The 22,639-nt window shown below is 49.3% G+C and carries 23 protein-coding genes and 1 pseudogene; 11 read left to right on the top strand and 13 right to left on the bottom strand.

From position 1 onward, the window contains the following. Positions 1 to 26: 26 nt before the first annotated feature. The 5 genes from MHN33_RS11280 to MHN33_RS11260 all read right to left on the bottom strand — a co-directional run bounded on the left by MHN33_RS11280 (position 27) and on the right by MHN33_RS11260 (position 3,411). Entirely contained in the window at positions 27 to 515 is a 489-nt protein-coding gene (locus MHN33_RS11280; protein ID WP_239398027.1) for a DUF2314 domain-containing protein, read from the bottom strand. A gap of 106 nt (positions 516 to 621) precedes the next feature. Continuing rightward, the gene (locus MHN33_RS11275) at positions 622 to 1,425 is read right to left on the bottom strand and encodes an SDR family oxidoreductase (RefSeq protein WP_239398026.1); all 804 of its coding nucleotides are present in this window, start codon (positions 1,423 to 1,425) and stop codon (positions 622 to 624) included. 478 nt (positions 1,426 to 1,903) lie between these two features. Further along, positions 1,904 to 2,221, bottom strand: coding sequence for a YciI family protein (locus MHN33_RS11270; RefSeq protein WP_275442780.1), 318 nt, complete (start codon positions 2,219 to 2,221; stop codon positions 1,904 to 1,906). Between the two features lie 95 nt (positions 2,222 to 2,316). Then, on the bottom strand, positions 2,317 to 2,682 hold the full coding sequence (locus MHN33_RS11265; RefSeq protein WP_239398025.1) for a hypothetical protein: 366 nt from the start codon (positions 2,680 to 2,682) through the stop codon (positions 2,317 to 2,319). 135 nt (positions 2,683 to 2,817) lie between these two features. Continuing rightward, positions 2,818 to 3,411, bottom strand: coding sequence for a uracil-DNA glycosylase family protein (locus MHN33_RS11260; RefSeq protein ID WP_239398024.1), 594 nt, complete (start codon positions 3,409 to 3,411; stop codon positions 2,818 to 2,820). Between the two features lie 531 nt (positions 3,412 to 3,942). On the opposite strand from MHN33_RS11260, the gene MHN33_RS11255 reads away from it, so the two are divergent. The 5 genes from MHN33_RS11255 (at position 3,943) to MHN33_RS11235 (ending at position 11,579) form a co-directional block, all read left to right on the top strand. Then, positions 3,943 to 5,514, top strand: a complete 1,572-nt coding sequence (locus MHN33_RS11255) for a PepSY-associated TM helix domain-containing protein (RefSeq protein WP_239398023.1) — start codon at positions 3,943 to 3,945, stop codon at positions 5,512 to 5,514. After that, on the top strand, positions 5,511 to 5,843 hold the full coding sequence (locus tag MHN33_RS11250) for a DUF3325 domain-containing protein (RefSeq protein WP_239398022.1): 333 nt from the start codon (positions 5,511 to 5,513) through the stop codon (positions 5,841 to 5,843). The genes MHN33_RS11255 and MHN33_RS11250 overlap by 4 nt, the downstream gene beginning before the upstream one ends. A gap of 711 nt (positions 5,844 to 6,554) precedes the next feature. Continuing rightward, positions 6,555 to 7,262, top strand: a complete 708-nt coding sequence (locus MHN33_RS11245) for an SDR family NAD(P)-dependent oxidoreductase (RefSeq protein WP_239398021.1) — start codon at positions 6,555 to 6,557, stop codon at positions 7,260 to 7,262. 100 nt (positions 7,263 to 7,362) lie between these two features. Next, complete coding sequence (locus MHN33_RS11240; RefSeq protein WP_239398020.1) at positions 7,363 to 8,454, top strand: efflux RND transporter periplasmic adaptor subunit; 1,092 nt, start codon at positions 7,363 to 7,365, stop codon at positions 8,452 to 8,454. Then, on the top strand, positions 8,451 to 11,579 hold the full coding sequence (locus MHN33_RS11235) for an efflux RND transporter permease subunit (RefSeq protein ID WP_239398019.1): 3,129 nt from the start codon (positions 8,451 to 8,453) through the stop codon (positions 11,577 to 11,579). The genes MHN33_RS11240 and MHN33_RS11235 overlap by 4 nt, the downstream gene beginning before the upstream one ends. Before the next feature lie 38 nt (positions 11,580 to 11,617). Here MHN33_RS11235 and MHN33_RS11230 read toward each other — a convergent pair whose 3' ends face one another. The 5 genes and pseudogenes from MHN33_RS11230 to MHN33_RS24030 form a co-directional block, all read right to left on the bottom strand. After that, positions 11,618 to 12,424, bottom strand: coding sequence for a PhzF family phenazine biosynthesis protein (locus MHN33_RS11230; RefSeq protein ID WP_239398018.1), 807 nt, complete (start codon positions 12,422 to 12,424; stop codon positions 11,618 to 11,620). Between the two features lie 97 nt (positions 12,425 to 12,521). Beyond that, entirely contained in the window at positions 12,522 to 12,911 is a 390-nt protein-coding gene (locus MHN33_RS11225; RefSeq protein ID WP_239398017.1) for a disulfide bond formation protein B, read from the bottom strand. Between the two features lie 180 nt (positions 12,912 to 13,091). Continuing rightward, positions 13,092 to 13,694: a hypothetical protein gene (locus MHN33_RS11220; protein ID WP_239398016.1), complete on the bottom strand. Its 603-nt coding sequence runs from the start codon at positions 13,692 to 13,694 to the stop codon at positions 13,092 to 13,094. A 116-nt stretch (positions 13,695 to 13,810) separates the two neighbouring features. Next, positions 13,811 to 14,233 (bottom strand): VOC family protein, encoded by a 423-nt coding sequence (locus tag MHN33_RS11215; protein ID WP_239398015.1) that lies wholly within the window; start codon positions 14,231 to 14,233, stop codon positions 13,811 to 13,813. A gap of 14 nt (positions 14,234 to 14,247) precedes the next feature. Beyond that, positions 14,248 to 14,355: pseudogene (locus MHN33_RS24030) on the bottom strand (GNAT family N-acetyltransferase); the annotation flags it as partial. A 237-nt stretch (positions 14,356 to 14,592) separates the two neighbouring features. Between MHN33_RS24030 and MHN33_RS11210 the strand changes: the two are divergent. The 3 genes from MHN33_RS11210 (at position 14,593) to MHN33_RS11200 (ending at position 17,372) form a co-directional block, all read left to right on the top strand. Then, positions 14,593 to 15,927 carry an amidohydrolase family protein gene (locus MHN33_RS11210; protein ID WP_239398014.1) on the top strand — a complete coding sequence of 445 codons (1,335 nt, stop codon included), beginning with the start codon at positions 14,593 to 14,595 and terminating at the stop codon, positions 15,925 to 15,927. Positions 15,928 to 15,980: 53 nt separating this feature from the next. After that, positions 15,981 to 16,781 (top strand): hypothetical protein, encoded by an 801-nt coding sequence (locus MHN33_RS11205; protein ID WP_239398013.1) that lies wholly within the window; start codon positions 15,981 to 15,983, stop codon positions 16,779 to 16,781. 111 nt (positions 16,782 to 16,892) lie between these two features. Further along, on the top strand, positions 16,893 to 17,372 hold the full coding sequence (locus tag MHN33_RS11200) for a hypothetical protein (RefSeq protein ID WP_239398012.1): 480 nt from the start codon (positions 16,893 to 16,895) through the stop codon (positions 17,370 to 17,372). Between the two features lie 20 nt (positions 17,373 to 17,392). Here the strand turns inward: MHN33_RS11200 and MHN33_RS11195 are convergent, their stop codons facing one another. Then, entirely contained in the window at positions 17,393 to 18,250 is an 858-nt protein-coding gene (locus tag MHN33_RS11195; protein WP_239398011.1) for a LysR family transcriptional regulator, read from the bottom strand. A gap of 187 nt (positions 18,251 to 18,437) precedes the next feature. On the opposite strand from MHN33_RS11195, the gene MHN33_RS11190 reads away from it, so the two are divergent. Both MHN33_RS11190 and MHN33_RS11185 read left to right on the top strand, forming a co-directional pair. Then, positions 18,438 to 20,558, top strand: coding sequence for a TonB-dependent receptor (locus MHN33_RS11190; RefSeq protein ID WP_239398010.1), 2,121 nt, complete (start codon positions 18,438 to 18,440; stop codon positions 20,556 to 20,558). A gap of 127 nt (positions 20,559 to 20,685) precedes the next feature. After that, the gene (locus tag MHN33_RS11185) at positions 20,686 to 20,979 is read left to right on the top strand and encodes a hypothetical protein (RefSeq protein WP_239398009.1); all 294 of its coding nucleotides are present in this window, start codon (positions 20,686 to 20,688) and stop codon (positions 20,977 to 20,979) included. Positions 20,980 to 20,995: 16 nt separating this feature from the next. Here the strand turns inward: MHN33_RS11185 and MHN33_RS11180 are convergent, their stop codons facing one another. Both MHN33_RS11180 and MHN33_RS11175 read right to left on the bottom strand, forming a co-directional pair. Next, the gene (locus MHN33_RS11180; protein WP_239398008.1) at positions 20,996 to 21,460 is read right to left on the bottom strand and encodes a nuclear transport factor 2 family protein; all 465 of its coding nucleotides are present in this window, start codon (positions 21,458 to 21,460) and stop codon (positions 20,996 to 20,998) included. Positions 21,461 to 21,567: 107 nt separating this feature from the next. Further along, positions 21,568 to 21,858 carry a hypothetical protein gene (locus MHN33_RS11175; RefSeq protein WP_239398007.1) on the bottom strand — a complete coding sequence of 97 codons (291 nt, stop codon included), beginning with the start codon at positions 21,856 to 21,858 and terminating at the stop codon, positions 21,568 to 21,570. Between the two features lie 309 nt (positions 21,859 to 22,167). Here MHN33_RS11175 and MHN33_RS11170 point away from each other — a divergent pair, with 309 nt between their 5' ends. Continuing rightward, positions 22,168 to 22,362 carry a hypothetical protein gene (locus tag MHN33_RS11170; protein WP_239398006.1) on the top strand — a complete coding sequence of 65 codons (195 nt, stop codon included), beginning with the start codon at positions 22,168 to 22,170 and terminating at the stop codon, positions 22,360 to 22,362. The last annotated feature ends 277 nt before the right edge of the window (positions 22,363 to 22,639 follow it).

Here is a 22,639-nt window from a genome sequence, read left to right as displayed (position 1 = left end):
CACAATATTGCAGCGAACAGGTTTGGCTAAACATACTTGCCCTGCATTTCCTGCAACTCAGGGGGCAGCTCTACGCCCTCACGTTCTGCAATGGCAAACATGGCCCGCTGGGTGAAGCCGCCGTAAATGTTGCCGTCTTTATCTGTGATCTGCCAGTCTTCAATGTCGTCGAAGTGGCAAGTGTAATTGTGCGCCAGCTTGCCCTGATGGGTGACTGGTGGCGTGACCAAAAAGACGCTTAATTCATCACCTTTAATCCCCTCAACATGGGCACCAAGGTGTTCGGATACGCCACAGTCGCTTTCAAAGTCCAGTTTAACAAAGGCATCTTTGGGAAACCGACGATACAGGGATTTGAATTCATCTAATGACGCTTTGGCATCTGCCACAGCCTGGAGAAGCAGAGGGTCGTTTGGATCGGTTTCCAGTGCAGGGTAATCCTCAGAACTCGAGCTATAGCGGTTGTGGAGCCAAAAGGCCAGCACAATAAAAACAACAATTAAACCCCAATACATAGGCTCAAACTCCTTGCAATTGCGATACCGGTTGACTTGAGCTTAGCAAACTAATTCACCGGACAAAAGCCGGTATTAAGATTATACCGGCCTGATTTGATATGGCTTAATTTGACTTCGGAGACGCGCTGCTGCCTGCCAGGATCCCGCCATCAACGTTCAGTTCAATACCTGTCACATAGCCAGACTCATCAGATGCCAAATATAACACAGCATAAGCCACATCCATTGCATTACCCATGTGACCAAGCGGGATATCGGCGGCAATACCGGCAATGGCCGCTTCCCGAGATTCCCCCTCACCCAACATGGTATCCCACATCGGGGTCAAGATGGCCCCCGGGTGCACTGAATTACAGCGAATTGGATAGTTTTGCTGTGCACAGTACAAAGCGACCGATTTACTGTGATTCCGCACAGCTGCTTTGCTTGCTGCGTAAGCCGCCGCTGCCGGGATCCCAACCAACCCGGAACGAGAGGAAATATTGACGATACTGGCCGCCATTGACGCCTTCATAAGCCGGATCCCATATTTGCAACCCAGTGCTACGCCGTCACTATTGGTGCGCTGTACTGTGTGCCAGCTCTCTAAATCCAAATGTTCGGGATCATGCGGACCTGCGGTTTCCAAAAATCCCGTTATCCCGGCGTTGTTCACTAAAACATCAAGTCGGCCAAACTGCGTTTTTACAAAGGTTTCTACTTGTTGCCAATGCGATTCCTCAGATACGTCCAGCAGCTGAAAATGCGCATTTTTTCCCAGCTTTTCGCACAGCTGTTTTGCTTCTTTCGTGTTTTTATCTGTGATGATCACGGTGGCACCTTGCTCAATAAAGCATGTCGCAACCGCAGTGCCAATACCACGTGCAGCGCCGGTGATCAGGGCTATTTTATTGTTTAGTCTGGGCATAATATTCTCCTTTTATAGCAATCAGTTAATACCAATTTGCTTAATTAAGTGTTCTATTTTGAGGCGAGAAAATAGGGTCGATAACACCGCTCTCGCGTTCTGCTACCGCTGAGACACCTACATCCCATATAGGCGAGGCAAAAATTTATGAACCTATGTCTAAGGTAAAAGGTTCTAAATGAGAAATTTTTAACCTAGTTAGCGGCAAATTAACTCCTTCAAATTGAACAGGTATTAAGTAAAATTGGTATAAATTGCAGCAAAGTGGTAGCGATAAACAGAGTAACCAAAGCGCAGTCAGAGTCAGGCAAGCAGAAAAAGCCGCAGCGATATCATGCAAAGTAGAGAGAATACGTAAGCTTGAATTGATATCAAAGCATCAAAACTGGCGTGTGGCCACCTTGCTATACCACCACAAATGTACGTTCTCAATAAACGTTCAGTCATAGGTTGTATTCAGCAATACCGAGTTGCTGATTTAAATGGTTAGCAGTTGTGATAAACCACTGGCAGTCTTGCTTACTTCAATTTCTGTGATCTCGTAATTCGCCAGTCCGGCGAGATAAAAAGGGTCGTTGTGTAGAATTGCTTCTAACTCGGTTTGGTTTTGTGCAGTGGCAAATATCATGCCCCCAGTTCTGGGTAATTTTCTACCAGACGCCAAAAACACACCTTGCTGATAATACCGCTGTAAAAACTGGATATGAGCAGGTAAATGTGCATCGATTTCCGCCAGTTCAACGGTGTAAGTGATATTAACAACGAACACTATTTGCCGCTCCCTGCGAATCTTCATTATCAGCTCAGCTGTTTTAAAAACCAACACAAGTGTATAAGCCTGCAGCTGCTTTGTAAACCAGCGCGTCGGTATTTAGTCATTACCCGTACGCATTATCGCATACGCTTGACCTTTGGCGCCATGCTCATTAAAAAGCTGTCTTTATTAACCAAAAAACCACAAATACTGCTAATGACAACGAAGATCCCATACATAGATCCGATATACACCCAGTCATTATTCTCTGCCAATAACATAACGCACGTACCATCATTGACAAAAAACACATTTAACACAGAAAAGATAAATACGCTGCGATAATAAATTAAATTGCCTGTATGGCTGGCAAAAGAGGAGAGGAGTAATGCGAATAAACCAAGGTAGAATCCAATAACGGACAGCGCACCCGTTTGATAGCTTGGGTATAATGCCAGCAGGGAAAGAGCGATAGCTGACCAACCCGAAATTCGATATAACATGTTCAAATCCTTTGAATGTAATTTGTTAAAATTTGTAATTCTAACTCACCCCAAATTATGAGCGATACAGTACCAAATAGCAACCCATATGAGTTAATTCATTTTCTAAAAGTTTACATAATCGTACCAAAAAGCCTATAAACTCTGGGTTCTCTCTGTGCAAAAAGGCACCAAAACGTCACGAACTCTGGCTCTTAATGCTGGTAATACTTCGGTTTCAAACCAAGGGCGTTTTCGCACCCATAATTGGTTGCGCGGGCTAGGGTGGGGCAGTGCTATTTGCCCGGGTAAGTGAGCTTTCCAATCACTCACCGCCTGCGACACACTCACAAAATCAGCTAAATGGTAGTTTTGTGCATATTGGCCAATCAAAATGGTCAACTCTATCTTCTCAAATACCGCTAGCAGCGGTGCACGCCATGTCTGAGCACAGATTTTTGGCGGGGGCAAATCACCTGATTTTCCCTTGCCCGGGTAGCAAAACGCCATCGGGATTATTGCAAACAAGGCAGGATCGTAAAACTGCGCCTCTGTCACACCCAGCCACTCTCGGAGTCGTCGACCACTAGCATCATTAAACGGTTTGCCCGTTTTTTGTACGCTCAGGCTCGGTGCCTGACCGGCAATCAGTATTTTTGCTGAGGACAACCCCTGGATCACGGGTCTGGGTTCAAAGGGTAAAGTGCCCCGACATAAAGTGCATTGCCTGACACGCTCAATAATATCCAAGACTATATTCTCCTCACAACACCATTGGTTACTGTAAGTATATCAGGCCGCATTCTAATTAAAGAGTGTCAGCGCGAGTTCACAAAACATCCAAAACCTGGGTCAAGCGGAATTTGATATTCCTTTTGCCATTAATATTTGTACATTTAACGCATTTGCTAATGATAATTACTGTCATTTATAGCTCGATTCAGTAATAATTCGTCTCCCTATTTTTGATCAAAGAACAAGTATGCCGCTATCGTCCTACTTTGCTTGCTTTACAGCTTACCGACTGAATGTCGTTGCCCGGTTTGCAATGGCTATTTTCGGAGGATATGCACTCACAGCGCTAACTATCAGCCTGATGAGTTTACTGCTTCCCGTTTCCAAAGTTGATGCTGTGTTGTTCAGTGTGTGCCTGAGTGTGCTTATTCACTGCCTTATTTTTATCACTGTATTTGCAATAAAATCACTTCGCTGCCTCAGTGGCGGATTATTGCTGCTTGCTGCATTGCAATGGACGCTGCTCCTGATATTAAGAGGATAATCATGAAAGACAGTTTTTTCCGTTCCATGACCTGGTTACATACCTGGGTTGGACTCCTGTTTTGCTGGTTGCTATGGCTGGTATTTTTTGCCGGAACGCTGAGCTTTTTCCGCCAGGAAATCACTTTGTGGAGCAAGCCAGAGCTGCATCAACACAGCATGACGGTTCAAAGCTCACAACAAGACTTGCTGAATTATGGCTTTAACCGCTTAAACAGTGAGGCGCCAGGTGCGGCAAGGTGGTGGATCAGCTTACCTTCCGAGCGTAACCCTCTGCTGCGCGTCTCGCATCTGCCCTATGCCCAACCGGGAGAAAAAGCCAGCTGGATGAATCATAATCTGGCCGCCGACAGCAAAACCCCCATAACGACGAGAGAAACCAAAGGAGGCAGCTTCTTTTACCGGCTGCACTTTGATCTGCACTATATGGACCGCACAACCGCACGCTGGATAGTCTGTCTGGCGAGTCTGTTTATGCTGGTTGCGCTGATCTCCGGTATCGTGATCCACAAACGCATTTTTAAGGATATGTTCCAGTTCAGAACCGGCAAAGGCAGCCGCAGCTGGCTGGACGGCCACAACCTGAGCTCAGTACTGGCCTTACCGTTTCACCTGATGATCACCTATACCGGTCTGATCACACTAATATTCACACTTTTTCCGTATCCGGCACAAACCGTCTATGAAGAGGGTGTAAAGGAGTTCAGAAAAGACTTCTACCCGGAGCGACAGCGCCCCCAGCAGAGTCATGAAGCGTTGAGCACACCAGCTTTCGCGCAATCCCTGGATCACTTTTTTACTAACTGGCCAGAGCAACCTATTTCGCGCATTATCATAGATCATCCCCAGGATGCAGCGGCGGTAATGAAAATCTACGGTGCTAACCGCAGTGAGATTAAAGACGAGCAGGCCGTGTGGCTCTACTCTGGTAAAACGGGCGAGCTGCTGAACACAGTGCATCTGGAAGACAGCGCCGCGGCGCAATTGTACGGCGGTATGATTGCCATGCATACCGGCCGCCTGGCCTCTGCGGGCTTACGCTGGTTATACTTCCTTTGTGGTCTGGCGGGCTGCGCCATGATAGCCACAGGTTGCGTAATGTGGGCCAAACGGATCCGGGAGCGTCAAAAGCCCACGCAGTCAGCCAGTTTTGGCCTTAAGCTGGTCGAGTCTCTCAATCTGGCTGCCATCATGGGACTGCCGCTGGCTACCGCAGCTTTCTTTTATGCCAATCGACTACTGCCCGTCGGCCATAGTGGCCGTGCCGATCAGGAAGTACTGGCGTTTTTCCTGACCTGGGCAGCAGCAACTCTGTTTGCCGCTAAGTGGCGCAATACTCACGGGTGGCGTACTCTGGCACTCGCCAACGCACTGGCCTGGCTGCTGTTGCCGCTGTGCAATGCACTTACAACACAAGGCAACTTAATCAGCTACGCAAGCAAAGGTCAGTGGGCATTGTTCATGTTCGACGTACTCGCTTTGTTGGCCGCAGCCGTGTTCTTCTGGCAAAGCAACAAGCTTCAGTCTGTGCAGCAAACCCGACCACAGCGCGCACGTGCGGAGCGTGCAGCATGATGTATCTGATTGCGACCTTGCTGTGCCTGGGCAGCTTTACGGCGTTCGCGCTGGCTAAAACGCCACATTACAAGGCGGTGTATGGTACCCGGCCGGATCAGACACTTAGTCAGCGTTATCTGATCACAGCCTGGATCATGCTTTTACTAACACTTGGACTGAATATCAGCCAGGCTGTTGGCTATGGCAGCCTGATGTTCTGCGGCCAGATGGCACTTGCAGTATTGCTACTGGGAGTGATACTCGCTTTCCGGCCACATTGGGTAAGATCATTATTTTACCTACTCCCTGCAACCACGCTGCTAGCAACAGTGTTATCCACCTTGTAAACGCACTGACTATAAAATGGGGCTGATTCAAACCCAGCCTCACTTTTACATTTAATATCATTAACTTACAATTATTCAGCCACTATTCCCTGTGCTACAACAGAGCAAAAAATTACCAAGTTGCCTATAAATCACCCCGTGTTTTCAGCCTATTTTACACTTAGATAAACCCGTCCCTTAGTAAAAAACCCGCTCTCAGCCTCTTTATGCGCCGCTGAAGTTAGTAAAATGATGATCTCGTAGGGGTGAACACCCATATCAGTTGGTAAAAATACGATCTAAGTATAGATAGAGTTAGTAAATTGCTGATCTCTGTTTCGGTCATTATGACAAATAGGTTAGTAAAAATATGATCCAGCCTTTCCTGTGACGCTATCTGCTCGTTATTTTTGCGCACAAAACCGAGTCAAAACCATCAAAAATGGCGGCCTTTTCACCAGAACTTGCCGTCACGCTCTTATAGTTAGTAAAAATATGATCTGAGAAGGGTTCAGTTAGTAATACACTGATCTGGATGATGATACAGTTAGTTAATCCGCGATCCAAAATCTCATTCAAGTTAGTAAAATAGCGATCTGCTACGCTCTGGAGGCGATGCGATGGTTCTGCTGTTACACGTTAGTAAAAACCCGATCTCACCTGGCAGATCTAATTGCCTGGATGACCCGTTTAATAAAAGAATAAAACCACAACCAAAACAGAGGAAAGCAGGTGATCATTTTGATTGTAGGCGGCTTAGGCGGCATCGGGCAGGCACTGGTAAAACGTTTTGCCAGTGAACAGCCCAAGGCCCAGATTTATGCAACATACCGCACCACAAAGCCCAACACAGAGCCCAACCATGTTCACTGGGTTGAGCTCGATGCAAGCCGGGAAGATGACGTTCGCGCTTTAGCGAAACAACTGCCGGACGTTGATATACTGATCAATGCAACGGGGCTGCTGCATACCCCAGACAAGCTGCCGGAAAAATCCATTCAGGAATTTGATCCCGACTTTTTTAACGAGAACCTCAAAGCCAACACCGTCCCGACGCTATTGCTGGCCAAACACTTTGCCAAAGCACTCAAAGCCAAACAGACGACTTATTTTGTTGCCCTGTCCGCGCGCATTGGCAGTATTTCTGATAACCAGCTGGGTGGGTGGATAAGTTACCGCAGTGCAAAAGCCGCACTCAATATGGCGCTCAAAACCATCAGTATTGAGTGGCGCTATAAACTGCCCAATTGCTGCGTACTGGCGTTTCACCCGGGCACCACCGATACCGCCTTGTCTGTGCCGTTTCAAAAAAATGTGCCGCCCGGCAAACTCTTTTCTGCCGACTTCGTGGCACAAAGTCTGATTGACCTGCTCCAGAGTAAACAGGCATCAGATAGCGGCGGGTTCTATAGTTATGATGGCTCAGCGATCACCTGGTAAACCATAAATAGCAAAAAACGCATGTTTAATCGCAAATCGCATGCTTGTTGGGCAAAAGACCCATAGAATCAAATGAAAACTATTATCATTAGAGGCTTATATGCAGATTACCGCACGCGTTATCGCAAGCGTTATACTGATCACCACCGTGTTGTTTTACAGCAATACGGGCGCAGCGCAAACCACACAAGTTGAGGTTTATACCCCCAGTGCGACTAAGCAACCCAGGGTGATGACACTCAGCGGCTCAGTAGAAGCCAGGCACCATGCACAGCTGGCCAGCCAGGAGTCGGGGCTGGTGCAAACTTTACTTGTTGATGCGGGTGATACCGTCAAAAAAGGGGCGCCTTTACTCAAACTCGACGCCACACTGGCCGAATTAAATCTGGCCCAGGCCAAAGCCGGTGCTCAGGCGGCAAAAATATCGGTCGATGAAGCGCAGCGGCTGTTAGATGAGGTGGAAGCCCTGTCTAAAAAGCAAAGCGTGGCACAAACGCTGATTGGTGAGCGTACCGCGGCGCTGGCCAATGCCAAAGCTGAGCTGATAAAACAACGAGCTCAGGTTTCTTTAGCCCAGGAAAAGCTCAATCGCCACACACTGTATGCCCCCTTTACAGGCGTCATTGGACAACGTACCGTGGACTTGGGCGAGTGGGTCACGCCGGGCAACTCACTCTTTACTCTGGTTGCCGAGTCGGACTTGCGGATTGTGGTCAATGTGCCGCAGGAATACTTTCCTCTGTTGCGCTCAACGCCCAATCTGCCTGTTATGGTCACGCCTGATATCAACGCAGCTAAGCCCATCAAGGCACAGATCAGCCGCATCGTCGCTGTGACTGACCCATCCAGCCGCACCTTCACCGCCCACATAGATTTAACCGACTCCATGGCGGTGCATGCGCAATTTACTCCAGGTATGTCAGCTCAGGCCGATCTGCTGTTGAGCGCACAAGACGGTGCGGTCTGGATCCCTAAAAAGGCGGTTAAACAACACCCGGATGGCGGCAGCAGCGTGTTTATTGCCGATAACAACACTGCCAAACGGAAAATGGTAACCATCACCGCCACCCGACCAGACTATGTTGCCGTAACCGGCCTGACAGGAAATGAGCCGGTGATCACTACAGGCATTGAGCTATTAAAGGAAGGCACACAACTTCAGATAAGCGCCAGGACAGGTAACTTACAATGATAGAATCAGCGGTAAAACGCGGCACCTTAGTGGCCGTGGTGGTCCTGATCACCACCATTTTGGGCCTGGTATCAGCCCTGAACATTCCCGTACAGATGATCCCGGACCTGGAAGTCAGAACCATTACGGTGCAAACGGGCTGGCCCGGCGCCACGCCACAGGATGTAGAAAAAGAGATCCTGATTGAACAGGAGCGCTATCTGCGCAGTTTGCCAAACCTGCAACGTATGATCTCATTTGCCGAGATGGGCGAGGCCACCATAGAGCTGGAGTTCCCCTTCGGCGTTGAGGTCAACGATGCCCTGATCCGGGTCAACAATGCGCTTAGTCAGGTGCCCGCTTATCCGGAAAATGTCGACCAGCCTCGGCTGTTTTCCAGCTCCTTCTCCAGCAACGCCTTTATGTTTTTCCTGCTTAAACCCCAGCCGGGTAATCCATTACAACTGGACATGGACCTGCTGCGAGATTATGCCGAAGATTATATTCGACCCCGTATGGAAAGCGTCTCTGGTGTCTCTGAGGTGGGTATTGGGGGTGGCGCACAACGACAGATCCAAATCAAGGTCGACGCCGCACGCCTCGCCCAGCGCGGCATCAGCCTGAGCGATGTCAGAACCGTGATCCGCGACCGTAACCGTGATACCTCAGGGGGCGACATCGAAAGTGGTGAAAGCCGCTACCTGTTGCGTGTGATTGGCCGTTTTGAGCAACTCGGTGAATTGGAAAACCTGATCATCAAGCGTGATGGCAATGCCAATGTACTGCTCAAAGATGTGGCCAGCGTTACCCTGGATCACTTCGAAACGCGCGGCGTGTCTTATTCGAACGGAGAGCGAACTTTACGCCTGTCGGTGCGTCGCGAAAGCGGCTCAAATGTACTCGATATTAAAGAGCAAATGTTGCCTGTGGTTGAAGAGATTAATCAACAATTACTGGCACAAAACGGCCTGGAGCTGACCCTGCTCAGCGACGATGTACGCTATGTAAAAAGCTCGCTAGAGAACGTCTGGACCAACCTGGCGCTGGGCGCACTGCTGGCCACTTTGGTCATGTACTTCTTCCTGCGCTCAGGCCGCGCGACGCTGGTTGGCGTGATGGGGATCCCGTTATGTACCATCGCCGCGTTCTTTGCGCTGATGAGCTTTGGCCGCACCATCAATGTGATCTCGCTGGCCGGTGTTGCCTTTGCCATCGGCATGACAGTGGATAACACCATAGTGGTGCTGGAATCTATTGTTCAGGCCAAACGCGAAGGGATCAGCCGGCGCTTAGCCGCCATCAACGGCGTGAAAGAAGTCTGGCCTGCGGTACTGGCATCGACCGCTACCACAGTACTGGTGTTCGCGCCGATTTTATTTGTGCAGCAGGAGGCCGGACAACTCTACTCAGATATTGCGATTGCCATTTCTGGTGCCATTATCGCCTCTATGCTTGTCGCCATTTTTGTGGTGCCCGTAGCGCTGGCAAATTTTGGCAAAAAACAGGATCTGGAAGAAAAGCGTCAGGTTGAACTGGGCACCTACTGGCTGAAGTTGTCTCAGCTGTTTACCCGCACCACCACTCAGGCACGCATTGCCAGTGCCGCGTTTATTGTGGTTATTATGGGCCTGGCTGCGACGTTAATGCCTGCCGCCGAATACCTGCCGGAAGGGGAGGAGCCCAAAGCCTTCTCTATGATGATAGCGCCGCCCAACTATAACCTGACCGAAATGGAAAAAATTGGCACCGAGTTGCGCGCCTATTTTGATGATTATGTACAGGCCGACAACAGCGACTTTTTAGCTGGTAAAACGGCTATGCCACCGCTGGAATACTACGCTATGTCGGTGTCGGTTGGGCGGATTTGGTTCTTAAGTGCCCCGGTCGAGCCGGAGCATATCAATCAGATGATGAATGCCATCACAGACAAGTTCAAAAGCTATGAAGGCATGCGTGCATTCTCAGCGCGTGGCTCAATTATTTCCAGCAACGATGGCGGAACACGCGCCGTGGCCGTCGATATTGCCGGTGCGAATATCACCGATCTGTACAGTGCGGCGGAAGCTGTGTATGCAGAAGCAGATAAACTATTTGATAAGCCCCAGATCAACTCCGACCCCAGGTCGCTGACACTCGACCAGCCACTGATTGAGATCCAGCCTCGCTGGGCGCGACTGGCGGAGCTTAACCTCGACAACCGGGATTTCGGTTACGCGGTGGCTGCTATGAGTGATGGCGCGTACGTAGACGAGTTCATCCTGAACGATGACAAAATCGACATGTTCCTGTTCAGTGGCGCGGGCAACCGCCAGACCATAGAGCAGCTGTCCACCACGCCTATCATCGCGCCCAACGGGCAAATTCTGCCACTCAATGCGCTGGCCGATCTGGTTGAAAGTAAAAACAGTAACTCAGTGCGCCGCGTTGATGGCAACCGCACCGTCACTGTTTATATCATTCCACCCAGAGACGTTGCACTGGAAACAGCCGAGCAGATAGTCCGTCAGCAACTGTTACCTAACCTCTGGCAGCAAGGCAAAATTGCCCAGGGTATTAAGGTCAACATCAGTGGCGCGGCAGATCAGCTGGAGGCCACTAAGTCGTCGCTGTCTGGTAACTTTGTGATAGCACTGGTGCTGAGCTATCTGCTGTTGGTGGCGATTTTTACACACTGGCGTTACCCGTTGTTTATTCTGGCAACCGTACCGCTGGGCATGGCCGGTGGCTTGCTAGGACTGGTGACTGTGAATGGCATCAACAGTGCCCTGTCTGCAATGGGGCTCAGTGCCTTCCATCAGCCGTTTGATATGATCACTATGCTGGGCTTTTTGATCCTACTGGGTACTGTGGTCAATAACCCTATCCTGATTGTGGATCAGACTCGCCGCTATGTAATGGAGCAGGGGCTAAAGGTCAAAGATGCGGTTCAGCAGGCTGTGGCAAAACGCCTCAGACCAATACTGATGTCAACCACCACCACTATTTTTGGTCTGGCGCCTCTGGTGCTGATCCCCGGAGAGGGCACCGAGCTGTATCGCGGCGTAGGTATTATCGTACTCAGCGGTATTCTGGTCTCAACGCTGCTCAGCCTGACCTTTTTACCGGCATTGCTGGTCGCTGTTATTAAGGATGAAAAACCGGCCTAAAAACAACAAAGCCCGAAGCGCGACGCTTCGGGCTTTGCTTAATCCGCGATAAAAATTGTGCCCTGCAAATACAACACAGCAAACCCGGAAACCAGCACCCGCTCTTCCCCCACCTGACAGTGCAACACCCCACCGCGCTGCGACGCCTGATAGGCCACCAGCTCGCTGCGACCCAGGCGCTTAGCCCAGTAAGGGGCCAGTCCGGCGTGAATGGAACCGGTTACCGGATCTTCGTCACCACCGTTGGCAGGCCAGAAATAGCGGGAAGTAAAATCGTATTGCTCTGAAGGCGCAGTTGCCACCACGTCAAACGGGGCCAGTTGTTTAAGTACATCACTGTGGTAGGTCAGCTGCTCGACCACAGCCGCGTTATCAAACACGGCAAAGTAGGCTTGTCGATTCCTGAGTACCTGTACAGGCTGCTCAGACAACCCCTCCAGTAAAGCGCCAGGCACCTGAACTAGGGGCTCAGGTTTTTGATTGGGAAAACTCATCTCAATGCGCTGATCGGTCAGCTGATTAACCGTTAAGCGGCCCACCTCACGGGTGATAAAGGTAATTTCTCCCTGCACACCTAAGTGATTAAAAATCACAAACGACGCCGCGAGTGTCGCATGACCACAAAAATCAATTTCTGTCAGCGGAGAAAACCAGCGGATCTCGAAGTGATCGCCCTGAGCGGTCTCTACAGAGCGGATAAAAGCCGTTTCGGAGAGGTTGTTTTCAGCCGCGATGTGCTGCATTGTTGCGTCTATTGGCCATTGCGTAACCGGGACCACCGCAGCCGAATTGCCTTTAAATTGTGCCTGGGTAAAGGCATCTACAATGTACATGTCATACTGCATCGTATTTCCTTAAAGCAAACATACTGACACCTCAACAGCTGCACCAGCACATTTAATCAAATCACTTTAATAGTAAACACAATGACGCCAGAGACAATCACTTTTCCTGCCGGGTGACTAACCAAACTAAGCCAATAATTGCCGTCATTGCCAGGCCAGACAGCAAGAAAGGATCAATGATCAGGGTATCATTGAATGTAAACTTACCAGCAGAAATCTTTTTCCACCCCATAAAGTGCTGGTTAGCAGCCACCACTGCACCAAAGAATCCCATGACCAGCGCCGCATACTTACCCAACCAGTGACGCGCAGCACCCGAGAATAAAATCAGGCCGAGCAGGCCAATCACAGTACGCTGCACACGGCAGTAAGGACAAACATAAACGGCACCCATTAACTCTACTGTCCAGGCAAGCACAGAGACACCAATGGCGGCCAGGCCCAGCCACTTAGCGTGACGGGTATAGGTTTCTAACTCAAATAACATCTATTTACCTTTCTTAATCAACAAGCTGAGTACACCACTATCTTTACTGGCAACAGCTCGCACAACACAATCAGGATATACTATCACATATTCACAATAAGAATAAGTAAGACTATTAAGGTATAAGCAGGGCGGGTAAGACAGGCTGCTTGGGTGGCCACGTTAAACGCTAAAACGAGGCTATCGCTGACGTTCTCGCATAGTAAGCAAAGCGACAATAAACACCAAAGCAAGTACATCAATGTGAATGGCACTCTCCGAAAACGCGCCAGCATGCCCCGTAAGGTGAACAGTCGAAGAGAGCAGAATGCCAAAAGACAGCTCGAACTCTTTCAGCCAGGTAAAACCAATTTGGATACCACCCAGCCCGGTATATTTATAATTAAGCACCCCAAAAGAGAAGCTGACAACCTGTAACCCCTGATTCAGTATGGATAGCCAGTACCACTTTACCTGCTCACTAATAGCGGTGTAACCAGCCGCCGCACTCAGCACGATAAAGGGCAGGCTAATGAGTGACCACCACGACACAAAGGGGCCAACTATCAGGCCAACCGTCATCACTAGCGCAGCCAGTAATTGCATATACCCTATGAATTTCACCCGCATTTCAACACTGTGAAATGACGCTTTCACCTGACTTTGTTCGTATAAATCTACCTCTTCCTGCCGGGCGCGTAATTCCGCCATCAAGGCTGGATAATTTTCCGATTCGGCGGTTATTTGCTGCTGAGCTTCCATAAGCTCTGCCAGAGTATACTGAGCGTAATCCACTTTTATCATTGTTATATGATCCCAAAAGACATGACACTGGATGAGCGCATGAGTGTACTCTATTTAGAAAAACTCATCAGTAAGTATCGTTTGTTCACCCCGACCTCGTCATGTGGCTATTGATGCTAGCAGCCCCTGCGAGACATCGGATGGTCATCGCTGTACTGGATCAGATCCCACAAATTTCCATACAAGTCCTCAAATACGGCCACTGTGCCATAGTCTTGTGTCGCGGGCTCACGCACAAACTGGATCTCTTCGGCTTTCATCGCTTCATAGTCCCGCCAAAAATCGTCGGTGCTTAAAAACAAAAACACACGGCCGCCCGCCTGGTCGCCAACACAGCGTTTTTGTTCAGGCTTAGAGGCTTTTGCCAGCAATAGAGCAACTCCCTGAGAATTAGGCGGTGCCACGACTACCCAGCGTTTATCTTGCTCCGCCTGATAGGTATCCTCTATCAACTCAAACTTGAGTTTACCGACATAAAAGTCGAGCGCTTCATCATAGTCATTAACCACCAGTGCCACGTGCGCAATATTCTGTTTCATAGTCACCCTTAAACTTATTTATGAGGCTGGAACTTTTTGGTCATGCCCTGGCTCTTCGGGGCGACCAGTCGATATCCCAGTTTTTCGTAAAATGCCGGCTCATCGGCAATCATAAACACATAGTAAATCACAAAATACTGTATATAAAAACAGTCAAATATTCATACTTTTCATCCACAACAATAAAACGTGAGATAAGCCTGTTATGCCTAGCGTGGGAACGCTCTGACTCTGGCGTAAACCCCCTTTACAATTCGCAGTCCAGAGCGCTTTGCATTGCACTACTGCGGTTATATCGGCACACTATAAGACTGGACATAACACGAATAGAAAACACTTCCAGCTCAAGGACCCAGCAAATGAAAACAATAATAACAAAGCTCTCAGGCGCACTCGCCATGCTTTCGGTGCTACAGTTTAGCTATGCGAGTGACACGCCAGCTGCTTCACCAGACACACTGCTGCTCACTCAGGTTCAGATTGTCGATGTCGACCAGCAAACGATCCGCCGCGGTGCGGTGCTGATAGAACAAGGTAAGATAGCCGCTGAATATCCCGTGCCGCCAGTCGGCTATAAAGGTCAGACACTGGATCTAAATAATCGCTGGCTAATTCCGGGGTTGATCGACATGCATGTTCATGCTTTCGGCAATCGGGCACCTCATGCCAAATCAGATTTTGCCGGCACTGAAAAAATCTCCCATCGCGTGCTGTATGCCGGAGTGACCGGCTTTGTAGACTTATTTGGCCACGAGCAAGGCCTCGTAGCCGCGCGACAACAGCAAAGAGCCGGCGCATTTTTGGGTGCCGATATCTACAGCAGCTTATCTTGTCTCACCGCGCCAGAGGGCCACTGTACAGAATACGGCCTGAAAACACGCACTATGTCGACTCCCGAAGAAGCCATTGCTCAGGTGCAGAGCCTTGCTAAAGCCAAACCGGATGTGATTAAAGTGGTCTACCAGCCCAGTGACGATCAACCTTCCATTGATAAGACGACCTTTGCGGCCATCGTGCAGCAAAGCAAGCAGCTGGGGATCAAGACCATCGTCCACCTTAAAACCTGGCAGGAGGTCAGTGATGCCATCGAAGTGGGTGCCACTGCCTTTACGCACATTCCGGGAACCCCCATTCCGACAGGCATGGCAAACAGAATAGCCAAGGCAAAGATGGTAGTGATCCCAACCATGACAGTTCACACAGACTTGACGGACTTTCTGTTCGACAAGACGGTGATCGTCTCAGAGCTGCTGCAAGCCATGACGACCCCAGCCATCATTGCAGGTTACCAGAGCGAAGAAACCATGAAGAAGTGGGGCGATCGGGAAGCCAAATGGCGTGAGCAGGATGCACTAAGAACCGCTAACCTGGCCGCACTGGTAAAAGCCGGTGTTACCGTTTTAGCAGGCACTGACGCCGGTAACTACGGCACTATTCAGGGTTATTCTGTGCACAGAGAAATATTGAAATTCACCCAGGCTGGCATGACAAACTGGCAAGCACTGGCAGCAGCCACCACACGCTCAGGTTCCTTTCTGGGCATTGATAACACACTACAAACCGGTGCTCAGGCAAGTTTCGTGGTCCTGGATGCCTCGCCGATAGAGGATATTCAGAATACCCAAAAAATTCACGCCGTGATCCATCAGGGCAAAGTGGTGGACCGGGAGCAGACACTTAAAAACGGATTTTAATCTCGGGCGCCGCCTCCATGAAGCGGCACCTTTCATCAACAGGTACCCTTTTTATGCGTAGTACTCTTATTGGCATGCTGACAGGCCTTTGTCTTTTTATTTGTGCACAGCTCTTTTACCCAATAGAACAGAATGACGCCGAGAATATCAAAGGTGCAGATTCCATTGTCAAACAAGTTCAGCATCCGGACCTGACGAATAAAATGGTCAGCACGACACGCCAGCAACCCGAGCAGGTGCAGGCCAAGTCAGCTGAAACACGGTTTAAACAAGCCATGCAAATACGCCAGTGTCGCAACGTTCCGCGTAACGACGAAGCATTCAATCAATGGCTTGAAGAGGCATTATCTCGCGATGAAGTGCACGAGATAATCGAAACCATGACAACCAGATATCAACACTGCCTGAACAATACAAGCCGCGATGAAAACTATGTGCAGAAGCTAATAAACGCAGCCAAAATGGGCTCTGATAAAGCAGCCGATACACTATGGCGACTAGCCCCGACAGAAGTGCATCAGGCACTGAATTTCAGCACACTCACCAGAGATGAGCAGGTTGCTCGCATGAAAGTATTCACGGCACAAAAATATCAGGTGACTGAACAAGTCGCATTGCTGGGTGGTGAGAAAGCGACCTTACAGTTGATCCGTGGCTATCAGTACCTGGACCCTGATACTGGCGGACAAAACTATATTCAGGCACTGGCTTACAGTCATTACTTTTTGCAAACCTATCAGGACAGTGAGGTATATAGTCGCGTTGAGTGGACCAGAAATTACCTGGAACAACGCATGACGCGGGATGAAATCACGCTGGCACAGCAACTGGCCGGTGAGTTACACCATCACTAGTCACGCGTGGGTGCTATTGGGTTTGCCTATCACACAGATTGATAACTTCTATTTTATTAATTTGCCTAGCTTTTTTACAGTTGGGGAACTAATAAAACAGGAGTTTATACAATGAATGGTACCATCCAACACACCCTGCGCGCTGTGTCTTTAACTACGCTGGTCGCCGCGTCTTCAGCACTCGCAGATGCAGGCGACTGGATAAAACGAAGCGGCAACTTTACAACCTTGCAAAACAACGCCAACACAGCCGAGCTTTTCGTAGTTTACCCACAACTACATGATAGAAACTGCGGTATCGGTATCTCGCTAAACAGGCGTAACAGCTACATCAGCAGTTATCAGATTCTGGCAGATAATCTGGTCGTCGATAATTACTATCCCAACACCGAAGGGTCTACAGAGCTGAGCCTGGGCACACAAACACGCGCCGGGATGACTTATACATTCGATCTGACAACCCAATACTATGGCACGGTTGTTACCATACGCACCAAAGGTGGCGAAACCTTTGGCGAGCTGTTTGAAAAACTCTCCAATAACCCGGATGTACATGCCGTTGTCAGCGCCATTGACTGTGACCAAATATAACGCCACAGACAAGATAAGCGCTAATCAGATAACAGCTGTTTAATCTCGCGATGTAACTGTGAACTGACCGCATGATTTTGCTTATCAGCCCGATAAATAAAACACAGCTCATCCGGAACAGGCTTTATTTTTGCACTATACGTTGTCAGGGGTGCCGGTGCGCGCCTGGCAACGCGCTCAGGTAAAATCCCCAAACCCAGCCCACTGGCAACCAGGGCAGAGATCACTTCAAGGTTGTTAGACGCAATCTGATGATGGGAAAAGTCGGGCAGGGACTTAAGCAATTGCTGTGTTTGTTTGAGATTCGGGTCACAATACAAAGGCAGGGCTTCGCGCTCTGTGGCATCCGTGGATTGCGCACACCAAAGTGTCACATTATCAAATAACAAACTGTGGATCACCAGCTCAGGGTGTCTGACGGGATTGATGACCAATGCAAAGTCGATTTCATTACTGATCACTTGCTCTGTCACTTTCCTTGACAAGTCATGGACCAGGTTGAATATCAAACCAGGGTACTTAGTATTTAAGGGCCCAAGTATGTGAGGCAATGTATAGAGTGCCACGGAAGGGTGGCAACCCAGAGTGAAGGTTCCGGCCATTTCACCGTTTGCCTGGTAGACGTTCGACTTCAGCTGGCTCCAGTCAGTCATAAAACGCTGCCCCTGTTCTTGCAATACTTCACCCGCTTTGGTCAATGCCACACCATTTTTGTGCCGTACCAGCAAGTCGGTGCCAAAGCTCTGCTCAAGGCGTTTCATTGCCGCGCTGACACTGGGCTGAGTGATCCCCAGGCGTTCAGAAGCGCGAGATAAATTTCTCGTACCGGCCACTTCGATAAAATAGCGTATATCTTCAAAATTGGGCGTATGGGGCATAGCTCACCACCAATAAGTCATCGTCAACCAGTGAAAGTTAACACATATTTTACCAATGTACCCAAATTGATTTATTCTCTCAGCAAAGATCACGATATAAGCCACCACCGTATACCGACCGCATAATTTGTACATTTTTGCGTGGCAGGATTATCATCCTGCTTCCTGAACGAATAAAGAGGTCTTCATGAAACCCGGTTTGACTGTTTCTGCGTTAACGTTTGCCTTGCTACAGGCGTATTCAGCACAGGTTGCTGCTGACACAGCAGGTATCGACCAGATAGAAAAAATCACGGTTACATCAACCCGTACAGCCAAAGCCAATACCGATCTGGCACTGAGTGTGGGTCAGGTATCCGAGCAAACCATTGCTGACGACAATGCGCAGCATATCTCCGAGTCATTGCAAACCATACCGGGGGTTTTGATCAATCAGCTGTCGGGTGGACAAGGGCACAACGCAGCCGTGCGGATGCCGATAAACTTTGACGGCTACACTTTGTATTTACAGGATAATATCCCGCTGCAATCGGCGGCCTTTTATACCCATAACGCACTGTGGTGGACCACCAGTAACATTGGTTTGTCGCGCCTCGAAGTGCTCCGTGGTGCGGGGACCAGCCTGCATGGCGCAGGCGCTGTTGCAGCCACAGTCAATGTACTGTCAAAACCGGTCAGCGCAGATAAGAACACGCTCGGTCTGACACTGGGTGAGTATGGCTATTCACGGATAAATGGCAGCACGACCTGGCTGGATGACAACCAGGGTGGATTGCGCGTATCGGCGGCCTACCTCGACAACGACGGCTGGCGAGATCACAATGCCGTTGAGAAAACCGAGCTGGACGTACGCCACGAATATCAGGTGGATGACAAGCAAAGCCTGACAACCTCGCTGATCGCCTCATCCCTTGATCAGCAAATTCTTACCACGCTGAGCATTGAGCAGTTTGAGCAGGATCCCTCTCAGTCAGGCCTGCCCGAGGAAGTGATCAACCTGGATCCGCGCAGAACCACGGATTATATGCGCCTTAGCACTGAATACCTGTATGAAGACAAAGACCTGAGCGTGTCCCTCATTCCTTACGCACGCCATCGTACATTAGAGCACCTCGCTACCTGGCAGCCCAATATGCCGGTAGAAGAAACACAAGTCACCACATTCGGCCTGCTGGCACTGGCAAGCTGGTCTCACCAAAACAGTGCTCAAACGACACTAGGCGTTGATCTGGAGCATACGTCCGGAGATACTTACTCGTTTCAGCCCACCACCCGGATCACCACCGGGCGCGGAGCGGCAACATATCCACAAGGACATGTGTTCTACGACGACACCACCACCTTCAAAAGCGTATCACCTTACATCCAGCATATCGGTTATCTTAGCGATGCACTCAGCTACACGCTGGGCGCACGGTTTGACCACAGTGAATACGAGTTCGACAATGCCTTGGTGAAATACAAAGATGACGGCTTTGGTAATCGCTCCATCGCCTCGCGTAAAGACACCTTTAGTCACCTCAGCCCTAAGCTGAGCCTGAACTATCTGCTTAACGCACACTCCAGTGTTTACGCACGCTTTGCCAATGCAATGCGCTTGCCAACAGCACCTGAAATGTATCACCTGAAAAGTCGCCAGAGCAGCGCACAGCTGGGCAGCCTGAAAGAAGAAACGTCCGATACTTATGAGCTGGGCTACAAGGCCAACCTGGATGCGTTGTCGATTGAGCTAGCGTACTATCTGATGGATGTGGACGACGCCATTGTTACGGCATTCAGTGACCTGGGCGCCTCTTACCGGGTTAATGCTTCCAGTGTCAGACATAAAGGCTTTGAGCTTGGTCTGAACTACCAGTTTAACCGCGCATTTTCTGCCGCGCTGGCATACAGCCAGTCTGACCATGAATTCCGTCATTACATTCGCGATGAGGGGCGGGTTCACCGCGAGACAGGCGAGTCGATGGAACAAGATTTGTCGGGTAACAGCCTGCACATGGCACCGGAATATGTTGCCAACTTCCGGCTCAACTACCACAGCCAGGCCATCAAGGGACTCAGGCTAACTGCGGAAGCCAAAAGCATCGGCGACTACTACCTGAGCGTTGAAAATACCGATAGTTACTCGGGCTATACGGTATTTAACCTCAAAGCCAACTACCGGCTCAATGAGCGTGTAAAGCTTCACGCCCGGATAGCCAACCTCACCGACAAAACCTATGCACTGCAAAACGAGGAGCGTTTTGGCCGAACCCGTATCCAACCGGGCATGCCGCGTACAGCGTATGTCGGGATCAGCTACAGTTTTTAACCAACGACACGCAGCATCCGCCTGCGCCCTGATATTAATCATATCAGGGCCGCTCGCGGCCGAGCACGTTAAATTTGAAACAGGTTCATATAGAAACAAGTCAGTATTGTATTATGATCACCAAAACTTGAGCCTGAGTAAAACCGACTCAGGCAAAACCTTCTCTGTGTGTGACAAACGCATTTCTGATAAAACACTCAACCACACATTGGCTTTTCTCACAGCACTGGATATTCAGAGCTGGCAACCCCGTTACTTTCGCGAGGGACTCAAAGGTGGAAGCACATTCACCCTTGATATTCAGATTGCCAATATCAGTAAAAAAAGTACGGGTCATATTGACCTTGCACCAACCGGGTATGACAAAATCATCCGATATTTTAATCAGGTGCTCATCGTCAATAGTTGCCAGACTCTCTAGCCAGCCCGAAGCCAAACTACCACAGCTCTCTGATCAGGCTAATTTTGCCATCTTTAAAACCAAATACGGCCAGCATCGGCTCTTGCTGTTGCCAGCTGCCATCAGCCTGGTTAACACCATAGGCATACTCCACCGCGATGTGGCTTTTACCCGGGATCGTACGTAATACCCGGATCTCACGGCTGGTTGCACTAGCGTAGCGGCCACTTTCAAGGTTGCGCAAAAAAGCGCGTCGCCAGGCGGGCTTATCAAAATTAGCCTGATACTCAATATGCTCGTACTTAACCTCGTCGTGCATAAGGTTAATCAGGGCATCAATATCTGCAACGGTAGAGCCTTTATACGAGACCGCATCCAGCGCATCAAAATACTGGTTTACTTTGCTCAGCTGACAATCGGTTGTGCAGTCAGCTTTCGCCTGTGCTCCCAGAGAAAGCAAACTTAAAAAGGCGCAGGCCATCATTTTTCTTGTTGTTTTCATACTATTTTCCTTCATTTACCGAGGACCACTATCATCCACACAATTTAGTGAGCTAAATAGTCGTCTTTTAAGGCCATTCGTGTCAGGTTTCTTTATTCAATCCAGTGCTAATCACCATCATTCAATTGTTCATAGCCGTCAGTTATCGAGGGCCCAGTGCCCTGCTGTACACTGTATACTTGCTTAGCAACACTTAATCCCGCCAGATATCCGATACTGGCACCACCAAGCCCACACCCAAGCAACCAGATCAGAGCGCTTTCGGTGTCAGCCATGCTGGCAAACAGGACCAGGTAATACACCGCTGCAGATAGCAGCCCGATAACCAATGCAAAGATAAGCGGGAGCCGCTCAGCCCAAATAAACATCATAATTTTTAAGCTTTTCTTTCTTTGCATAGGACTCTCCTGTAGCGGCTTACCATATCCACTACCGCAAATACCTTAGCATGTGAATACCTTACTTCTCATCAAACCGGCTGCTTCTGTTGTATTAACTTATGACAGGTTAGCGAGCCTGGTGGGCTAGTTTCTCGCACTAACCTCATAAAAAACAATCAGTTATTAGTCTGCTACTTAAAGCCTTATTGTTTCAGCCATTCATCATTGTTTACATTTTTGAGCGTGATTGCGTTGTGTTTATGCGACTTTCAGGCTCAAATGGATGTATTATCATAATCAAACCGACCTCGAATAAAGGCAGCTAAAATGGCTAAGTACTCAAAAGAAGAAAAACCCAGTTCTGGCAATGGCGAAGCCCTTGGTGCTGGTATTGCAATTGGTGTCGCGCTGGGCGTTGCGTTTAATAATGTAGGTCTGGGGCTGGCATTTGGCATCTTGTTTGGTGCCGTGCTTGAACAACACAACAAATCCAAACAACAACGCCAGCAACAAAAGGACTGACTCCGTTGCCTGGTATTGATATTGATTGGTGTAACACGGCTCAAAAACCGCAAGAAATACCAAAAGCAGTAAGCGGTTGTTCGCAAATCGAGTCATACAAACCAACAGGCCCAACAGCCAAAGTCAGAAAGAGGCCACATAGTGATCACGCGTGTATTAATCACTGGCGCAAATGCTGGCTTAGAAACAAGGCGGCAAAGCAAACTGCTGCGTATCTGGAGGTTGAAAAGAGGCACTTTTTACACCAGTCAGTAAAGAGTGACGGGCGCTATTGGAG

Source organism: Pseudoalteromonas sp. OOF1S-7 (genome assembly GCF_022347765.1).
Lineage (GTDB): Bacteria > Pseudomonadota > Gammaproteobacteria > Enterobacterales > Alteromonadaceae > Pseudoalteromonas.
This window is presented reverse-complemented; position numbering and strand designations above follow the sequence as displayed.